Origin of the sequence: Microbacterium sp. AISO3 (assembly GCF_002204305.1) — a bacterium.
GTDB lineage: Bacteria > Actinomycetota > Actinomycetes > Actinomycetales > Microbacteriaceae > Microbacterium > Microbacterium arborescens.
Window position 1 is genome coordinate 162,149 of sequence record NZ_NHRF01000004.1, and the last position, 16,605, is coordinate 178,753.

Annotated in this window: 18 protein-coding genes and 2 tRNA genes; 9 read left to right on the plus strand and 11 right to left on the minus strand. The window is 69.8% G+C overall.

The annotated features are described in order from the left end of the window. Positions 1-121 precede the first annotated feature (121 nt). The 4 genes from CBF90_RS08095 (at position 122) to CBF90_RS08110 (ending at position 3,651) form a co-directional block, all read left to right on the plus strand. Positions 122-1,039 carry an ACP S-malonyltransferase gene (locus tag CBF90_RS08095; protein ID WP_088380339.1) on the plus strand — a complete coding sequence of 306 codons (918 nt, stop codon included), beginning with the start codon at positions 122-124 and terminating at the stop codon, positions 1,037-1,039. After that, complete coding sequence (locus CBF90_RS08100) at positions 1,036-2,037, plus strand: beta-ketoacyl-ACP synthase III (RefSeq protein ID WP_088380340.1); 1,002 nt, start codon at positions 1,036-1,038, stop codon at positions 2,035-2,037. Before CBF90_RS08095 ends, CBF90_RS08100 begins: the two co-directional genes overlap by 4 nt. A 75-nt stretch (positions 2,038-2,112) precedes the next feature. Continuing rightward, the gene (locus CBF90_RS08105) at positions 2,113-2,361 is read left to right on the plus strand and encodes an acyl carrier protein (RefSeq protein ID WP_023951379.1); all 249 of its coding nucleotides are present in this window, start codon (positions 2,113-2,115) and stop codon (positions 2,359-2,361) included. A 51-nt stretch (positions 2,362-2,412) separates the two neighbouring features. Beyond that, positions 2,413-3,651 (plus strand): beta-ketoacyl synthase, encoded by a 1,239-nt coding sequence (locus tag CBF90_RS08110; RefSeq protein WP_023951381.1) that lies wholly within the window; start codon positions 2,413-2,415, stop codon positions 3,649-3,651. Positions 3,652-3,811: 160 nt separating this feature from the next. Here the strand turns inward: CBF90_RS08110 and CBF90_RS08115 are convergent, their stop codons facing one another. Continuing rightward, positions 3,812-4,315, minus strand: coding sequence for a DUF3145 domain-containing protein (locus CBF90_RS08115; RefSeq protein ID WP_023951383.1), 504 nt, complete (start codon positions 4,313-4,315; stop codon positions 3,812-3,814). 205 nt (positions 4,316-4,520) lie between these two features. Here CBF90_RS08115 and CBF90_RS08120 point away from each other — a divergent pair, with 205 nt between their 5' ends. Beyond that, positions 4,521-4,712: a hypothetical protein gene (locus tag CBF90_RS08120; RefSeq protein WP_023951385.1), complete on the plus strand. Its 192-nt coding sequence runs from the start codon at positions 4,521-4,523 to the stop codon at positions 4,710-4,712. Positions 4,713-4,765: 53 nt separating this feature from the next. Here the strand turns inward: CBF90_RS08120 and CBF90_RS08125 are convergent. After that, positions 4,766-4,839, minus strand: a tRNA-Ile gene (locus CBF90_RS08125). Positions 4,840-4,885: 46 nt separating this feature from the next. Then, complete coding sequence (locus CBF90_RS08130) at positions 4,886-5,878, minus strand: DMT family transporter (protein WP_088380341.1); 993 nt, start codon at positions 5,876-5,878, stop codon at positions 4,886-4,888. A 40-nt stretch (positions 5,879-5,918) separates the two neighbouring features. Here CBF90_RS08130 and def point away from each other — a divergent pair, with 40 nt between their 5' ends. Together def and glsA are read left to right on the plus strand one after the other, a co-directional pair. Beyond that, on the plus strand, positions 5,919-6,485 hold the full coding sequence (gene def, locus CBF90_RS08135) for a peptide deformylase (protein ID WP_083990691.1): 567 nt from the start codon (positions 5,919-5,921) through the stop codon (positions 6,483-6,485). A gap of 4 nt (positions 6,486-6,489) precedes the next feature. After that, the gene (gene glsA, locus CBF90_RS08140; protein WP_088380342.1) at positions 6,490-7,416 is read left to right on the plus strand and encodes a glutaminase A; all 927 of its coding nucleotides are present in this window, start codon (positions 6,490-6,492) and stop codon (positions 7,414-7,416) included. A gap of 162 nt (positions 7,417-7,578) precedes the next feature. Here glsA and CBF90_RS08145 read toward each other — a convergent pair. The 5 genes from CBF90_RS08145 to dusB all read right to left on the minus strand — a co-directional run bounded on the left by CBF90_RS08145 (position 7,579) and on the right by dusB (position 12,984). After that, a tRNA-Asn gene (locus CBF90_RS08145) sits at positions 7,579-7,651 on the minus strand. A 93-nt stretch (positions 7,652-7,744) separates the two neighbouring features. Next, positions 7,745-8,512 (minus strand): ATP-binding cassette domain-containing protein, encoded by a 768-nt coding sequence (locus CBF90_RS08150; RefSeq protein ID WP_023951393.1) that lies wholly within the window; start codon positions 8,510-8,512, stop codon positions 7,745-7,747. 53 nt (positions 8,513-8,565) lie between these two features. Continuing rightward, positions 8,566-10,458: a DNA primase gene (gene dnaG / locus CBF90_RS08155; protein ID WP_088380343.1), complete on the minus strand. Its 1,893-nt coding sequence runs from the start codon at positions 10,456-10,458 to the stop codon at positions 8,566-8,568. Further along, entirely contained in the window at positions 10,458-11,831 is a 1,374-nt protein-coding gene (locus CBF90_RS08160; protein ID WP_023951397.1) for a deoxyguanosinetriphosphate triphosphohydrolase, read from the minus strand. The genes dnaG and CBF90_RS08160 overlap by 1 nt, the downstream gene beginning before the upstream one ends. Further along, positions 11,821-12,984 (minus strand): tRNA dihydrouridine synthase DusB, encoded by a 1,164-nt coding sequence (dusB, locus tag CBF90_RS08165; protein WP_071918271.1) that lies wholly within the window; start codon positions 12,982-12,984, stop codon positions 11,821-11,823. The genes CBF90_RS08160 and dusB overlap by 11 nt, the downstream gene beginning before the upstream one ends. 57 nt (positions 12,985-13,041) lie before the next feature. On the opposite strand from dusB, the gene CBF90_RS08170 reads away from it, so the two are divergent. Beyond that, positions 13,042-13,542 carry a glutathione peroxidase gene (locus CBF90_RS08170; RefSeq protein WP_023951400.1) on the plus strand — a complete coding sequence of 167 codons (501 nt, stop codon included), beginning with the start codon at positions 13,042-13,044 and terminating at the stop codon, positions 13,540-13,542. A gap of 24 nt (positions 13,543-13,566) precedes the next feature. Here CBF90_RS08170 and CBF90_RS08175 read toward each other — a convergent pair whose 3' ends face one another. Genes CBF90_RS08175 through recO form a run of 3 tightly spaced genes read right to left on the minus strand, consistent with a single transcriptional unit; the run spans position 13,567 to position 15,865 of the window. Next, positions 13,567-14,244, minus strand: a complete 678-nt coding sequence (locus tag CBF90_RS08175; RefSeq protein ID WP_088380344.1) for a DsbA family protein — start codon at positions 14,242-14,244, stop codon at positions 13,567-13,569. A 46-nt stretch (positions 14,245-14,290) separates the two neighbouring features. Further along, positions 14,291-15,094: an isoprenyl transferase gene (locus CBF90_RS08180; RefSeq protein WP_088380345.1), complete on the minus strand. Its 804-nt coding sequence runs from the start codon at positions 15,092-15,094 to the stop codon at positions 14,291-14,293. 42 nt (positions 15,095-15,136) lie between these two features. Beyond that, entirely contained in the window at positions 15,137-15,865 is a 729-nt protein-coding gene (recO, locus tag CBF90_RS08185) for a DNA repair protein RecO (RefSeq protein ID WP_023951403.1), read from the minus strand. 36 nt (positions 15,866-15,901) lie between these two features. On the opposite strand from recO, the gene CBF90_RS08190 reads away from it, so the two are divergent. Next, on the plus strand, positions 15,902-16,588 hold the full coding sequence (locus CBF90_RS08190) for a trimeric intracellular cation channel family protein (RefSeq protein ID WP_023951404.1): 687 nt from the start codon (positions 15,902-15,904) through the stop codon (positions 16,586-16,588). Positions 16,589-16,605: the final 17 nt, after the last annotated feature.

Sequence of the window (16,605 nt, forward strand, 5' to 3'; positions counted from 1 at the left end):
CGACGCGCTGCCGCTGACCGCTACTCACGACCCGTCGACTGTACGGTCGACACAAAGGTTCGCCGCATTGTTGTGACATCGTCGCCAGCGGTCGGCCGACTGAACTTGGAAGGATGTAACAGTGATCATCGCCGTGTTCCCCGGGCAGGGGTCGCAGTCCCCCGGCTTCCTCGCCCCGTGGCTCGAGCTGGACGGCGCGCGCGAGCGCCTCGAGCGCTTCTCCGAGCTCGCCGAGGTCGACCTCGTCGCAGCCGGCACCGAGTGGGATGCCGACCGCATCCGCGACACCGCCGTGGCGCAGCCGCTCATCGTCGCCGCGAGCCTGCTGTCGTACGACGCACTCGTGCGCGACGGCGTTCGCCCCGCGGGCGTCGCCGGTCACTCGGTCGGCGAGATCGCGGCACTCGCCGCTGGCGGCGTGCTCGGCGACGACGACGCGATGCGTCTGGTCGGACTCCGCGGCCGCGCCATGGCGGATGCCGCGACTCGCGAGCAGACCGGCATGAGCGCCGTCCTCGGCGGCGACCAGGATGCCGTGGTGGCGCGTCTCGACGAGCTCGATCTGACTCCCGCCAACTACAACGGCGGCGGTCAGATCGTCGCCGCCGGCGCGCTGGACGCCCTCGCAGCCCTGGCCGCTGAGCCCGTGTCCGCGACCCGGGTCATCCCCTTGCAGGTCGCCGGCGCGTTCCACACGCGGTACATGGCGCCGGCCGTCGACACGCTCGCCGCAGCGGCATCCGCCACCTCGGTGAACGACCCCGACCTCACGCTGTGGTCGAACCGCGACGGCGCCGTCGTGACCGCAGGCCGCGACGCGCTCGACCGCCTGGTCGCCCAGGTCGCCTCCCCCGTGCGCTGGGACCTGTGCATGGCGTCGTTCGCCGAGCACGGCGTGAGCGGCATCATCGAGTTCGCTCCCGCCGGCACCCTCGTGGGTCTCGCGAAGCGCGCTCTGCGCGGTGTGCCCTCGGTCGCCGTGAAGACCCCCGACGACCTCGTCGCCGCATCCGCTCTCATCTCCGGAGGTGCCGCATGACCGCCGCCATTCGCCAGGCCACCGGCCCCGCTCACACGCGTATCTACGCCTACGGGGCGGCTCGCGGCCAGAACGCGGTGCCGAACGACGATCTCGTCGGTCCGATCGATTCGAGCGACGAGTGGATCCGCCAGCGCACCGGCATCGTCACGCGCGTCCGCGCCGATAAGGACACCACCGTGATCGACCTCGCCGCGGATGCGGTCGCCGAGGCGATCCAGCGCAGCGGGGTGCCCGCCGACCAGGTCGACGCCGTCATCGTCTCGACGATCTCGAACCCGAAGCAGACGCCGTCGGTCTCGGCGATCGTCGCCGACCGCGTCGGGGCGAACCCCGCGGCGGCCTACGACGTCAACGCGGCGTGCGCCGGCTTCTCGTACGGGGTGACCCAGGCCGACGCGCTCGTGCGCGGGGGGGCAGCACGCTACGTCGCCGTCGTCGGCGCCGAGAAGCTCAGCGACATCGTCGATCCCACCGACCGCACGATCTCGTTCCTCCTCGGCGACGGCGCCGGTGCCGCCATCATCGGCCCGAGCGACACCCCGGGCATCGGCCCGACGGTGTGGGGCTCGGACGGCTCGAAAGCCGACGCTGTGGGGATGAACCACACGCTCGTGGAGTTCCGCGACGGGACCGCGCCGTGGCCCACCCTCCGCCAGGAGGGCCCGACGGTCTTCCGTTGGGCGGTCTGGGAGATGGTCAAGGTCGCACGGCGCGCGATCGAGGAGGCCGGCATCCAGGCGGGCGACCTCGCCGCGTTCATCCCGCACCAGGCCAACATGCGCATCATCGACGAGTTCGCCAAGCAGCTCGGCCTGCCCGAGACCGTCGCGATCGGCCGCGACATCGAGACCACCGGCAACACGTCGGCGGCGTCGATCCCTCTCGCGACCCACCGCCTGCTCGAGGAGAACCCCGAGCTCAGCGGCGGTCTGGCCCTCCAGATCGGCTTCGGAGCGGGACTCGTCTTCGGCGCGCAGGTGGTCGTCCTTCCCTGATCGGGAGGGCCCCCGCACCTAGACTGAACAGCGGCCCGCGTCCGGGTCGGTCCAGAGATAACAAGGAGAAACCCCATGGCATTCAGCAACGACGAGGTCCTCGCAGGACTCGCCGAGCTCATCACCGACGAGACCGGCATCTCGGCCGACGAGGTCGCCCTCGAGAAGTCGTTCACCGACGACCTCGACATCGACTCGATCTCGATGATGACGATCGTCGTCAACGCCGAGGAGAAGTTCGGCGTCACCATCCCCGACGAAGAGGTCAAGAACCTCAAGACCGTCGGCGACGCCGTCACCTACATCACGTCCAACCAGGCGTAACCCCCACCGGCGGGGGCACACGCCCCCGCCGGGGTTCCACCGAGGAGATCCATGAGCACCCCGCGTATCGTCGTCACCGGAATCGGAGCGTCGTCGCCCCTGGGCGGCACCGCACCCGAGAGCTGGGATGGCCTGCTGGCCGGCCGTTCCGGCTCGCGCACACTCGAGCACGAGTGGGTCGAGAAGTACCAGATCCCGGTCCACTTCGCCGCCGAGGCGATCGTGCGCCCCGATACGGTGCTGGAGCGCCCCGTTTCCAAGCGCCTCGATCCCGCATCGCAGTTCGCGATGGTCGCCGCGATGGAGGCATGGGCGGATGCCGGTAGCCCCGACGTCGACCCCGAGCGTCTCGGTGTCGACTTCGCAACCGGCATCGGCGGCGTGTGGACCCTGCTCGACGCGTGGGACACGCTCCGCGAGAAGGGACCGCGGCGCGTCCTGCCGATGACGGTTCCGATGCTGATGCCGAACGCGGCCGCCGGCAACCTTTCGCTGCACTTCCGTGCCCGCGCCTTCGCGCGGACCGTGGCCAGCGCCTGCGCCTCGAGCACCGAGTCGATCGTCAACGCGATCGAGCACCTGCAGGACGGTCTGGCCGACATCGTCATCGCGGGCGGCACCGAGTCGGCGATCCACCCCATCACGATGGCGTCGTTCGCGTCGATGCAGGCCCTGTCGCGTCGCAACGACGACCCGGCGACGGCCTCGCGACCGACGAGCGTCGACCGTGACGGCTTCGTCATGGGTGAGGGCGCCGGTGTGCTGATCCTCGAGACCGAGGAGCACGCCAAGGCTCGCGGCGCGAAGATCTACGCGTACGCCGTGGGCGGCGGCGTCACGGCCGACTCGTACCACATCACGGCCAACGACCCCGAGGGTGCCGGCGCATCGCGCGCGGTGCGCGCGGCTCTCGAGCAGGCCGATGCCTCACCCGACGACGTCGCGCACATCAACGCGCATGCGACCTCGACCCCGGTCGGCGATCCCAACGAGTACCAGGCCCTGCGCAGCGTGTTCGGCGACCGCATCGACGAGATCCCGGTCTCGGCGACGAAGGCGTCCACCGGCCACCTGCTCGGCGGCACCGGAGCGCTCGAGGCGATCTTCACGATCCTCGCCCTGCGCGAGCGCATCGCGCCGCCGACGATCAACATCACCGAGCAGGATCCCGCCGTGCCGTTCCGAGTCTCGGGCGAGACCCAGAGCCTCGGCGACGGTGATCTGCTGGCGATCAGCAACTCGTTCGGCTTCGGCGGTCACAACGCCGTCGTCGCGTTCCGATCGGCCTGAGCGGCCGTAGACGACGAAACAGACCCCCGCGGACGGCGTTCCGCGGGGGTCTGTTCTTCTTTCGGGTCAGCCGTCCCGTACGTGCTCCCGTTCCCCGGGATCGTTCCACCGGGGCTCGGTACGAACGCACGGGCCGGCTGGGTCTGTGTTCGACTCGGGATCAGCCCACCTTGTGCAGCCACACCACGGCGGCATCGTCGCCGGCGTGGCGGAAGGGCTCGAGCTCCTCGTCCCAGGCTGCGCCCAACGCGACGTCGAGCTCGCGCTGCAGCTCGCGCACATCGCCCGCCGCGATCTCCATCGCGTAGCGGATGCGGTCCTCGCCGATCACGACGTTGCCCGATGCATCGGTCTGGGCGTAGTGGATGCCGAGACTCGGGGTATGCATCCACCGACCCCCGTCGCTGCGCGGCGTCGGGTCCTCCGACACCTCGAATCGCAGGTGCTCCCAGCCGCGTATGGCCGTCGCGAGGGCGGCGCCGGTTCCGGCGGGTCCCTCCCAATAGAACTCCGCGCGACGGCTGCCGTCGAGCACCGGCTGGTCTTCCCAGTCGAAGCTGACCGCGCGTCCGAGCGCACGCCCTGCCGCCCACTCGAGGTGCGGGCACAACGCGCGTGGCGCGGAGTGGATGAAGATCACTCCACGCGCCTGTGGTGTCGCCATGACTTCTCCGTTTCATCAGGTACGTCTTCCCCTACGACCTGAGTCCGGATGCCGGCGAGTGTTCGGTTATGGCGTCGATTATGGCGCACGAACCTGAACAATCACAACCGTGTCACGATTTCGCGCATCATCCGATGTCAAGCGCCTTCCTCGCGTCGTGTCCGGCCGTCAGGGTGGATGTCACACATCGAGGAAAGGATGCCGCATGTCCGACAGCACTCCCCACCACCGCGACGCCGATGACGCTCACGCCGACAGCGCCGCGCCGACGGATGCCGCCAGCGATGAGGTGAAGGCCGACGCCGCTCGCGCGGGCTCCGACCTCGGCGACACCGATCTCACGGCGGGCGACGACAACACCGACTTCCCGCAGGATCCCGCGATCACGCACCCCTGACGTCACACGCCTCTGTGCATGCGAATGGCCGCCCGCGGGCGGCCATTCGTGCGTAGGGCGGGTGGGACTTGAACCCACGATCGTCGGGTTATGAGCCCGCTGCCTTGACCAGCTTGGCCACCGCCCCTCGTCGTATCGAGCCTAGCGCGCGCCGCCTCGGCCGACGCGATCGCTCAGTCGTCGAGGCGCTTGCCCTTGCTCCCGCGCGGGATCGGCAGCTGCTGACTGTCGAGCACGACCTGCGGATGATTGCGCGCCAGCGAGGTCACGCCGTACACCGCGGTCGCGCCGGCGATGACGAAGCCGACGAACGCCGGCCACGGCGCCGTTGCGGCCTCACGCAGGATGGCGATGCCGATGATGACGGCGACGATCGGGTCGATGACCGTGAGCCCGGCGATGACGAGATCGGGAGGCCCGACGGAGTAAGCGGTTTGGACGAAGTACGCACCGACCGCGGTCGCGGTGATCAGGCCGACGAGGCACAGGAGCGTCAACCACTCGAAGTCGCCGTTCTGGATGCGCGAGATCACGACCTTCGCGAGCGTCGCGACGAAGCCGTAGATGATTCCCGAGGCCGCGATGTAGAAAAGCGGCTTCGCGCCCTTGCGCACCAGCATCCACACGGCCCCCGAGATCAGGAGCACCCCCGCGAGCAGAGCCAGGATGGTGATGAGCTGGGCCTGATCGATCGGCTCCTCGGTCGCGACGAGCGCGGCCACCGTGACGAAGGCGAGGATGCCTCCGACGCACAGGATGATGGAGCGGACCGAGCGCTTGGTCGGCTTGACGCCGGTGATGCGCGCATTCAGGAGGGTCGTGATGACGAGAGATATCGCACCGAGCGGCTGAACGAGAATGAGCGGCGCGAAAGTCAGCGCTGCGAGCTGACACACGATGGCGAGCCCGAGCATGATCGTTCCCGCCACCCACGACGGACGCTTGAGCAGACTCAGCAGCTGCGAGCCGTTGAGACCCGAGCTACCAGACGAGTTCGTGAGACGCTCGACCTTCTGCACACCCCGGTGCTGGTAGAGCGCTCCGAAGGACATGAACACGGCGCCGAGCAGCGCGAGCGGGATTCCGATGAGGATTCTGGGTTCGCGGAAGACTCCGATCAGCTGATCGGTGACGTCATCGAGGGACGCGACAAACGGAATCACCATTCGACCATAACCGCGAAGCGCGCTCGATTAGGCTCGCAACGTGCCCGTTCTTCCGATTCGCATCATGGGCGACCCCGTGCTGCACGCCCCCGCCGAACCCGTCGCCGAGATCACGGACGAGATCCGCCAGCTCGTCGCCGACATGTACGACACCATGGACGCCGCCCCCGGAGTGGGGCTAGCGGCTCCCCAGGTCGGCGTCGGCCTGCGCATCTACGTCTACACGTATCAGGACGATGACGGCCAGCCGTGGCGTGGTGAGATCATCAACCCCGAGCTCTGGATGCGTCCGCTCGAGCCCGGTGCGCCCGACCCCGACGACGAGTCGGAAGGGTGCCTCTCCTTCCCCGGCGAACGCTTCCCGCTGCGCCGTTCCGACGAGGTGCTCGTCACGGGCACCGACCTCTCCGGCTCCCCCGTCGAGATCCGCGTCGACGGCTGGCGAGCGCGCATCATGCAGCACGAGTTCGACCATCTCGACGGCATCCTCTACATCGATCGCCTCGACGACTCCGACTGGAAGACGACGCAGAAGATCGCGAAGAAGCGCGGCTGGGGCCGTCCGGGCAACGCCTGGACGCCGGGCGTGGACGACCTGGACGCCTGATCTCGTGAGGCAGGCCGCCGACCCCCGGGGGTACGACATCGACGCTCTGCGCCGGCGGCTCGTCCCCGAGCGCGACGGCGAACGCTCGACGAGCATCCCCGAGCTCGCCGACGCCGACCCCGACCTGTGCGCGATCGCCCTGGCTCTGCCGGACGGCTCGGTCCGCTCGTCGGTCGACGGGGACGTCCCGTTCAGCATCCAGTCGGCCGTCAAGCCGTTCCTGTTCGCGCTCGCGCTGGCTGACACCGACGGCGCAGCCCTGGACCGGGTCGGCATCGAGCCGACGGGCGAGGCGTTCGACGCGATCAAGCTCGAAAGCGGCACGGGACGCCCGCCCAATCCGATGGTGAACGCCGGCGCCATCCTGACCTGCGCGCTCGTCGATGGAGATGATCCCGACCAGCGCACGGCTCGCATCATCGGCGGTCTCTCAGCGTTCGCCGGTCGCCCACTCGAGGTGGACGACGGCGTCGCGCACAGCGAGCATCTGCTCGGAGACCGCAATCACGCCCTCGCGCACCTGATGCGGGATGAGGGCACACTGACGATCACGGCGGACGAGGCTGTCGCCGTCTACGCGCGCGCGTGCGCCGTCCTCGTCGATGCCGAGAGCCTCGCCGTGATGGGCGCGACGCTCGCCCTGGGCGGCGTCAATCCCGCGACCGGCCAACGCGTGGTCTCCTCCCGGATCGCGCGCGACGTCGTCGCCGTGATGGCCACGTGCGGTGTCTACGACGGATCGGGACGGTGGATGCGTGGAGTCGGGGTCCCCGCGAAATCGAGTGTCTCCGGCGCCATCGTCCTGTCAGCACCGGGCACCCTGGGCGCCGCGATCGTGAGCCCGCCTCTCGATGAGCGCGGGACGAGCGTGCGCGGTCGCATCGGCGCCGAGGCCCTGAGCGCAGACCTCGGGCTGCACGTCTTCGGCTGATCCATCGCCCGCGCACGTCTTCGGATGGCACACCGCGCCGCGTGATTTCCGAGGACCGGGCACCGACTGCCGGGGGAGCCGACGCGCGGGCACATGAGTAAAGGCCCGGGGTGGAAGCCCGGGCCTTCGGTGAGAGCCGCGGTAGATAACGCGGGTCTCTCGCTCCCCGGCTTGGACTCGAACCAAGAACCTATCGGTTAACAGCCGATTGCTCTGCCAATTGAGCTACCGAGGATCAGTCGCCCGCTCGCGCTGGGCAACCCGTCTATATTAGCAAAGCTCCGGGGGTGCTCACGACATGAACCGACCCCCGGGCGGGTCGCGCTGCTCAGGAAGCCCGAGACCGGCCGTCCGGCGTCCACACGACGTCCGACGCCGTGGGCCCGTAGCCCACCGGACGTCCCCCGTGGAGAACGAGAGCCGCGGCATCCAGCTCGTCCGCGGTCTCGACGTCGTTCGTCGCGATGACGATCGCCATCCCCGTGTCGTCACGGCGCGACAGCAACGCCTCGCGAGCCGCGATCCGCACCTCGATGTCGAGGTTGGCGTACGGGTCGTCGCCGATGAAGACCTTCGGGTCGAGCACGAGGGCGCGAGCCAGTGCGACGCGCTGGCGCATCCCGGCGCTCAGCTCGTACGGGTACTGCGACGCCGCCCCGAGCGGCAGGTGCAGCTCGTCGAGGAGAGAGGCGACTCGAAGGGAGAGCGCGCGCTGGCTCACGCGACGGTCGCGCGAGGTGATCGGCTCGGCGATCACCTCGGCCACCGTCAGCCGAGCCGGGAGCGACGCGCCCGCGGCCTGGGGCATGTGCCCGGCGTAGTAGGTCAGCATGCGCCGGGAACGGCCACCCTTGCGCACCGAGAGGCCCGCGACCTCAGCGGCCCCACCGACGACGCCGACATCCGACGGCGCGGTGCCGGCGAGGATCGACAGGAGCGTCGATTTACCCGACCCGGTCGCGCCCATCACAGCGAGGGCCTCCCCGGCCCGCACCGTGACGCTGACGCCCTCGACGACCCGATCGGAATCACCCGTCCGCGCGATCGAGAGATCGTCGCAGCGCACCGCGATTTCCGCGTCGGGTCGTCGGGACATGCGCATCATCCTGCCGTTTTCATCGTTCGACCGCTACTCACCGCAGACGGCGGCTATTCCGATTCCATGAGCTGCCGCAGCCGCAGGTCGAGGTCGCGGATGGCGACGCCGATCGAACGGAACTCGGGTGAGCCCGGTTCGAGACGCTGCTGCGCGCTCCTGAGCTCGGCCTTCTCGCGCTCGAGTGCCCGCTGACGCAGCTTGCGCAGCGACTCCATCGCCGTCGTCTGCGCGATGCGCTCCGTGCCCGCGGGGAAGTCCGCCGTGAGCAGCTCGATGGCGAGTGTGCGGTACGGCTCGCGAGTGGCGTCCACTGCGGCCGAGGTCCAGCCGGGCCGTGTGAGGTCGGGCTGCATCGACACGGCCTGCCGGACGGCCTCGAGAGCCGGATGCGGCATGGGCAGGCCGAGCGCGATGTCGACGGCCTGCTTGTCGAGCAGGTGCCCGTACTGCAGCACGCCCATCAGAGCGCGCTTCTCGAGCTCGAGCGCAGGCGGCAGGGAGGCGAGGGTGACCCGGACCGGCGCGGGCGGAGCTTCGGGGCCCCGGCCGGGCGGGTCCGCGGGGGCGGCGCGTCCCGCGGGCGCCTCCCCGCGGGCACGCTCCCCCGGACCCGCGGGGGCGGCAGCACGACGCGCGGCGCGCTCGACTTCCGGCTGCACTTCGGAGAGGTCGAGCCCGAGTTTTCCGGCCAGCACGCGCGTGTATCCCGGGCGCAGAGCGGTGTCGCGGATGTCGGCGACGATGGGCGCCGCCGCGCGCAGGGCGCCGATGCGTCCCTCGACGGTGGACAGGTCGAACGTCGACAGACGCTGATCCATGACGAACTCGAACATCGGCGCTTTGGCTTCGACGAGAGCGCGAACGGCCGCATCGCCGCGGTTCAGCCGAAGGTCGCAGGGGTCCAGCCCCTCGGGGGCGACCGCGACATACGTCTGCGCCGCGAAGCGCTTCTCGTCGCCGAAAGCCCGCAGCGCGGCCTTCTGACCGGCGGCATCCGGGTCGAATGTGAAGACCACCTCACCCGAGCTGCCCTCGCTGTCGCCCATGACGCGACGCAGCACCGTGATGTGGTCGGTGCCGAACGCGGTGCCGCACGATGCGATGGCTCCGGTCACCCCGGCGAGGTGGCAGGCCATGACGTCGGTGTAGCCCTCGACGACGACGACGCGGTGCTCCCTCGAGATCGACTTCTTGGCCAGGTCGAGGCCGTAGAGGACCTGCGCCTTCTTGTAGATGGGCGTCTCGGGCGTGTTGAGGTACTTCGGTCCCTGGTCGTCGTCGTACAGACGGCGAGCGCCGAAACCGATCGTCTGACCGGCGACGTCGCGGATGGGCCAGACCACCCGACCCCGGAACCGGTCGTAGACGCCGCGCTGACCCTTCGAGACCAGTCCCCCGGTGACCAGCTCCTCGTCGGTGAACCCCTGCGACCGCAGGGCGTCGCGGAGCGCCGACCAGCCCTGGGGCGCGTATCCGACCCCGAAGTGCGCAGCGGCACCGGCGTCGAAGCCTCGTTCGCCGAGGAACTGCCGGGCCGCCTGCGCGTCGGGGGCCGCCAACTGCGACCGGTAGAACTCGGCAGCCGCGGTGTGGGCGGCGTACAGCCGGGAACGACCGCTCGTCTCGGGGGCGGCCGCGCCGTCCTCGTAGTGCAGCTGGTACCCGATGCGCGCAGCCAGACGCTCGACAGCCTCGGTGAACGACAAGTGGTCCATCGCCCGCAGGAACGAGTAGACATCGCCCGACTCGCCGCATCCGAAGCAGTGGTAGTACCCGACCTGGGGCCGCACGTGGAAGCTCGGGCTGCGCTCGTCGTGGAACGGGCACAGGCCCTTCAGCGAGCCGACGCCGGCGGACTTCAGGGCGACACGTTCGCCGACGATGTCGCCGATGTTCGTGCGCGCCTTGACCTCTTCGATGTCGGTCTGCCGGATCCGTGCCATCAGAGCCCTTCGATGGGCTCGGGCAGCGCGAAGTGGCTGGGCGCCGTCGCGCGCGGATCGGACGACCACAGACCCAGCTCGCGAAGGTCGACCGGACCCACCAGGCGGCCGTGCCACTCGATCGCGAAGCGGTCGGTGAGCGTCGCCACCTGGTCGACGATGACACGTCGGCGGGCCGCGTCCGTCACCGCGGCGGCGAAGTCCTCGGCGTGCAGTGCGTCGAGGTGCTCGGGACGCTCCCAGAGGGCGTCGGCGAGCCGGCGCAGCACGCGACGCTGCTCCTTGTAGAGGCCCTTGCGCCCCTCGATAGAGACGACGAACGCACCGATGACGCCCTTGAGCACGGCCATCTCGACCTCGATGACGCGCGGGACGATGACACGACCGCGGAAGCGCGTCAGGACGGGGATGTCGTAGTGCTCACGCGTGGCAGCGGTGGCCGCACGCGCGAAGCGACCGATGAGATCGGATGTCAGGTTCTTGAGCCGGGCCATCGCCGCCCGCGAACCGTCGTACGAGTCCAGCCACTCGGGAAGCAGCGTCAGGCGATACAGCGCGTCGCCGAGCTCGTCCTTCGTGAAGCCGTAGCCGACCCAGCTCTGGATCGCGGTGAGCAGTGCCTCGCGCTCTCGGGGGTCGGCGAGCCGCGCCGGGTCGAGGTAGCCGTTCAGCACCGCGTCCTCGAAATCGTGCACTGAGTACGCGATGTCGTCGGAGAGGTCCATCACCTCCGCCTCGATGCAGCGCAGGCGACCGGGGGCGCCCTCGCGCATCCACTGGAACACCGCCTCGTCCTCGGGGTATACGCCGAACTTCTGCCGTCCGCCCGGGTCCGGGATGGCGTGCTCGACGGTCCACGGGTACTTGCAGGTCGCGTCGAGGCTCGCCCGCGTGAGGTTGAGGCCCGCGCTCTGCCCGAACGCGTCGACCACCTTCGGCTCGAGACGCGAGAGGATGCGCAGCGACTGCGCGTTGCCCTCGAAGCCGCCGATGTCCTCGGCCCAGTCGTTGAGGGCCCGCTCACCGTTGTGGCCGAAGGGTGGATGGCCGAGGTCGTGGCAGAGGCAGGCGGTGTCGACGACGTCGGGCGAGAGCTCCAGCGCGATCGCGAGCTCGCGTCCGACCTGCGCGACCTCGAGCGAGTGCGTCAATCGATTGCGGGCGAAGTCGGCGGGGCTCGCCGGGCTCAGCACCTGTGTCTTCGCGGCGAGCCGGCGCAGGGCACCCGAATGCAGCACGCGGGCGCGATCGCGCGCGAAGCTGTCGCGGCGGGAGCGGTGCTCCTCCCGGTGGAAGCGGGCGGCATCGTGGTCGTCGTAGCCGGAGGGACGTCCCGCCGAGACGCCGACGCCGCTCGTGACCTCAGCCCCCACTGTTCTCGATCTCCGCTGCGGCGATGGCCGACGACTCCGCCGCGTCGACGTCGCGCGAATCGAGCCAGCGGTCCGGTAGCGCCGGACGCTTCGGTGTTCCCGCTCGCCCGCGCTGGCCTTCCGCAGCCGAGCCGGGGTAGGGCGCCGACCAGTCGAGCGTCTCGAGGATGTCGTCGATCTCGGCGAGACTCGACGCGGTCGCCAGGCGCGCACGCGTGTCGCCGCCCACCGGGTAGCCCTTGAAGTACCACGCGACGTGCTTGCGGATGTCGCGGCATCCGCGGCCCTCGTCCTCGAAGAACTCCACCAGCAGCTCGGCGTGGCGTCGGAACGCCGTCGCGACGAACCCGAGGGTGGCATCGACCTCGGGGCCGGCCGAGCCGGGCTCACCCAGAGCGCGCGCGAGGTCGCCGAAGAGCCAGGGACGCCCGAGGCACCCGCGTCCGACGACGACGCCGTCGCAGCCGGTCTCCGCCATCATCCGGACGGCGTCCTCGGCGGACCAGATGTCGCCGTTGCCGAGGACGGGAACGCTGGTGACCGCCTCTTTCAGCGCGGCGATGGCCGACCAATCGGCGTGGCCGGAGTAGAACTCCGCAGCCGTGCGGGCGTGGAGCGCGACGGCGGACACACCGGCATCCTCGGCGATGCGGCCGGCGTCGAGGTAGGTCAGGTGGTCGGAGTCGATGCCCTTTCGCATCTTGACCGTCAGCGGGACGTCACCGGCCGCGCGGGCGGCGCGCGTGACGATGTCGCGGAAGAGATCGAGCTTCCAGGGCAGTGCCGCTCCCCCGCCCTTGCGGGTCACCTTGGGGACGGGGCACCCGAAGTTCAGGTCGATGTGATCGGCACGGTCCTCTTCGACCAGAAGCCGCACGGCGGCCTCGGTCGTCGCGGGGTCCACGCCGTAGAGCTGGATGGAGCGCGGCTTCTCAGACTCGTGATGCGTGATCAGCCGCATCGTGGTGGCGTTGCGCTCGACGAGTGCGCGGGTCGTGATCATCTCGCTGACGTAGAGACCCGCGCCGTATTCGCGGCAGAGCCGACGGAAGGCGGTGTTCGTGATCCCGGCCATCGGGGCCAGGACGACGGGCGCATCCAGGGCGATCGGGCCGATCCGCAGGCGCGGGGAGGCGGACAGGACGGTACTCACCAGATCATTCTCCCAGAAGGACGGATGCCGGAAGGCGGCCGGGCGTAGCCTGGGGACGTGACCGAAGCGACCACCGACATCCGTTCGATTCCGTTCTCCTCCGCCGACGGCACCCCCACCACGCTCGACGACCTCGGCGACGGCGTTCTGCTCGTCGTCAACGTCGCCTCCAAGTGCGGTCTCACGCCCCAGTACGAGCAGCTCGAGCAGCTGCAGCGCACGTACGGCGAGCGCGGCCTGCAGGTGATCGGATTCCCCTGCAACCAGTTCATGGGTCAGGAGCCCGGCTCGATGGACGAGATCCTCGACTACTGCGCGATGACCTGGGGAGTGAGCTTCCCCATCATGGACAAGATCCGGGTCAACGGCTCGCACGCCGCACCGCTCTACAAGGCGCTGAAGAAGATCCGCAACGAGGAGGGCGCACGCGGCCCGGTGATGTGGAACTTCGAGAAGTTCGTGATCACGCCCGGCGGCGAGGTGCACCGCTTCCGGCCGCAGACCAAGCCCGACGCGCCGGAGATCGTCGCGGTGATCGAGGCGAACCTGCCGCGCTGACTCGCCGGCGCTCGCGGACGGGGCTCAGCTCGCGGTCTCGACGCCGTTGCGCTCCGCCCACACCTGTCGGGCGATCTGGGCGAAAGCCTCGGCGGGCTGCGCCCCCGAAACGCCGTAGCGACCGTCGATGACGAAGAACGGCACCCCGTTGATGCCGTACGCGCGCGCCTGATCCTGGTCGGCGCGGACGGCCGGCAGGTGCTCCCCCGATTCGAGCGCCGCCCGGATGGCGTCGCGGTCGAGACCGACCTCAGCCGCGAGCTCGACCAGCTCGTCGATGCGGCCCACATGGCGACCCTCGGTGAAGTAGGCCGCCATCAGGCGCTCGGCCATCTCGTGCTGACGCCCCTCCGCCTTCGCGGCGTGCAGCAGCTCGTGCGCCTTGACGGTGTTCGTGTGCTGGAGGATGTCGAAGTGGTAGTCCAGGCCCGCATCCTTCGCGACGCCGGTGACGTTCTCGAGCATCTGCTGCACCTGCTCGCGCGGCATCCCCTTGTGGCTCGACAGGAAGTCGAGCTCGTCGCCTTCGAAGTCGACGGGAGTGTCGGGCGAGAGCTCGAACGAGTGGAAGGTCACCTCCACGAGCGGAGCGTCTTCGTCATCCGCCGTGGCCGCCAGGCCCGACTCGAGGTTGCGCTTGCCGATGTAGCACCACGGGCAGGCGATGTCGCTCCACACGTCGATCTTGATTGCGTCCGTCACACCGGGTGCAACGTCCCGGCGCGCGCGAGCTATTCCCGCGACCGCGTCACGCGGTCGGAGCGTCGACGGCGCCGCCGAAGCGGCGGTCGCGCGAGAGATAGAGCTGGATCGCGCCCCACAGGTCCGATCGCGAGAAGTCGGGCCACAGGGTGTCGAGGAACACCATCTCGGCGTACGCCGCCTCCCACAGGAGGAAGTTCGAGGTCCGCTGCTCCCCGCTCGAGCGGATGAACAGATCGACGTCGGGCATGTCGGGCACGTAGAGGTGCCGGCGCAGGGTCTTCTCCGTGATCGCGGAGGGCTTCATCCGGCCCGCGGCGATCTGCTCGCCCATCGCGCGCATGGCGTCGATGATCTCGTGACGCCCGCCGTAGTTGACGCACATCGTGAGCGTGAGCACGTCGTTGTCGCGAGTGAGCTGCTCGGCGTACTGGAGCTCGGAGATGACCGATCCCCACAGGCGCGGCTTTCGCCCTGCCCACCGCACGCGCACGCCCCATTCGTTGAGCTGGTCGCGGCGGCGATGGAGGACGTCGCGGTTGTACCCCATCAGGAAGCGCACCTCGTCGGGCGACCGAGACCAGTTCTCGGTCGAGAACGCGTACACGCTCAAGTGTTTGACCCCGGCCTGGATGGCGCCGGCGACGACGTCGAGCAGCACCTCCTCGCCGGCGCGGTGGCCCTCGATGCGCGTGAGGCCACGGCGATTGGCCCAGCGTCCGTTGCCGTCCATGACGATCGCGACGTGATTCGGAACGCCGCCCCGCGGGAACGCCGGCGGGTACGCCCCGGTCCAGTCGAGGGGGCGATAGGGAACCGCGTCGCGGTGCGTGTACGGCTTGGGACTCATCGGTTCGAGCCTAGGCGGTCGAGCCGTGCGGCATCACAGGTGTCAGCGCGCCGCGCCGATGTGGCCGAGCGATCGGATGCCGCGCTCGAGGTGCCACTGGGCATAGGCCGCGATCAGCCCCGATGCGGCGTTGGCTGTGCCGGGGCTGCCCGCATCGACGGTCTCCCACTCTCCGGCGATGAGGGCGCGCAGGCGCGCTCCGGTTTCGGGGGCGATGCGGGCGGACCCCGCGGGCGCGCACGCGTCGCACACCGATCCGCCGAGGGGCGCGACGAAACCGTCGTGGGGGCCTGGACGCCCGCAGCGCGCGCAGGCGTCGAGCGACGGCGCCCAGCCCGAGAGCGCCATGGCTCTGAGGAGGTACGAGTCGAGCACGGCGCGGCTGTCGTGGTCGCCGCGCGCGAGGGCACGAAGCCCACCGACGAGAAGCAGATACTGCTGCGGCGTGGTCTCGGCCTCGTTCAGACGATCGGCGGCCTCGACCATCGCGGACGCCGAGGTGTAGCGGTCGTAGTCCGTCGCGATGTCGGCACCGTAGGAGCCGAGCGACTCGGCCTGCTGCACGATGTCGAGCGAGCGCCCTTTGTACATCTGGACGTCGGCGACCATGAACGGCTCCAGTCGCGCACCGAACCGGGACGACGTGCGCCGCACGCCTTTCGCGACGCCGCGCAGCTTGCCGTGCCGCCGACTGAGCATCGTGACGATGCGATCCGCCTCGCCCAGCTTGTGGGTGCGCAGGATCACGACCTCGTCGCGGTAGGTGGGCACTCTTCAATTATCGCGCCGACCGACGACAATGGTTCCGTGGCGCAGTCTCAGTTCGTGATCCCGCTCTGGGCGGATCTGACCGCCGTCGGGCTCGGCGGGGTCCAGGGCGCCCTTTTCGCTTCCGGGTTCGTCGGAAAACAGCGGCTCGATCCGCTCGGGGTCGTGATCATCGGCATCCTGATCGGGATGGGCGGCGGTCTCATTCGCGATCTGCTCCTGGGCGTGCAGCCGGTCACGCTGCAGAGCAACTGGTATCTCATCACCGCGACCTCGGCCGCGCTGGTCGGCATGCTGCTGTCGAACCTGTTCCAACGGCTCAACGCCGTCATCATCGGTCTCGACGCCGTCGTCATCGGCATGTTCGGGGCGTTCGGGACGAGCAAGGCCCTCGTGCTCGGGCTGCCGATCGTCCCCGCGATCTTCATCGGCTCCTGCGCCGCCGTCGGCGGCAGCATGCTGCGCGACGTCATCCTCGGACTCCCCGTCGCCATCATGCACGTCGGCTCGCTCTATGCGATCGCGGCCGCCGCCGGGTGCGCGGTGCTCGCCGGAGCGTCGGCGCTGGGCGCGCCCATCGTGGCCGCTGCCATCGTGGGCATCGCGGTGACCACCGTCATCCGCCTGCTCGCGGTCGTCTTCGACATCTCTCTGCCCGAGCAGCGCGCCCTGCACCGGCGCAAGGTCGCGGCGGAGACGGCGTCGATCCCGATCGTCAAGCCGTGAGACCGCGGGGGCAGCGA

What these genes read in the sequence shown, in the direction of transcription:
- CBF90_RS08150 (WP_023951393.1), bottom strand. Translation starts at nt 8,512, where the DNA reads ATGTCCCGACGACCCGACGCGGAAATCGCGGTGCGCTGCGACGATCTC.
- dnaG (WP_088380343.1), bottom strand. Translation starts at nt 10,458, where the DNA reads ATGGCACGGATCCGGCAGACCGACATCGAAGAGGTCAAGGCGCGCACG.
- CBF90_RS08115 (WP_023951383.1), bottom strand. Translation starts at nt 4,315, where the DNA reads ATGGCGACACCACAGGCGCGTGGAGTGATCTTCATCCACTCCGCGCCA.
- CBF90_RS08130 (WP_088380341.1), bottom strand. Translation starts at nt 5,878, where the DNA reads ATGGTGATTCCGTTTGTCGCGTCCCTCGATGACGTCACCGATCAGCTG.
- CBF90_RS08105 (WP_023951379.1), top strand. Translation starts at nt 2,113, where the DNA reads ATGGCATTCAGCAACGACGAGGTCCTCGCAGGACTCGCCGAGCTCATC.
- CBF90_RS08120 (WP_023951385.1), top strand. Translation starts at nt 4,521, where the DNA reads ATGTCCGACAGCACTCCCCACCACCGCGACGCCGATGACGCTCACGCC.
- CBF90_RS08100 (WP_088380340.1), top strand. Translation starts at nt 1,036, where the DNA reads ATGACCGCCGCCATTCGCCAGGCCACCGGCCCCGCTCACACGCGTATC.
- CBF90_RS08110 (WP_023951381.1), top strand. Translation starts at nt 2,413, where the DNA reads ATGAGCACCCCGCGTATCGTCGTCACCGGAATCGGAGCGTCGTCGCCC.
- CBF90_RS08180 (WP_088380345.1), bottom strand. Translation starts at nt 15,094, where the DNA reads ATGAGTCCCAAGCCGTACACGCACCGCGACGCGGTTCCCTATCGCCCC.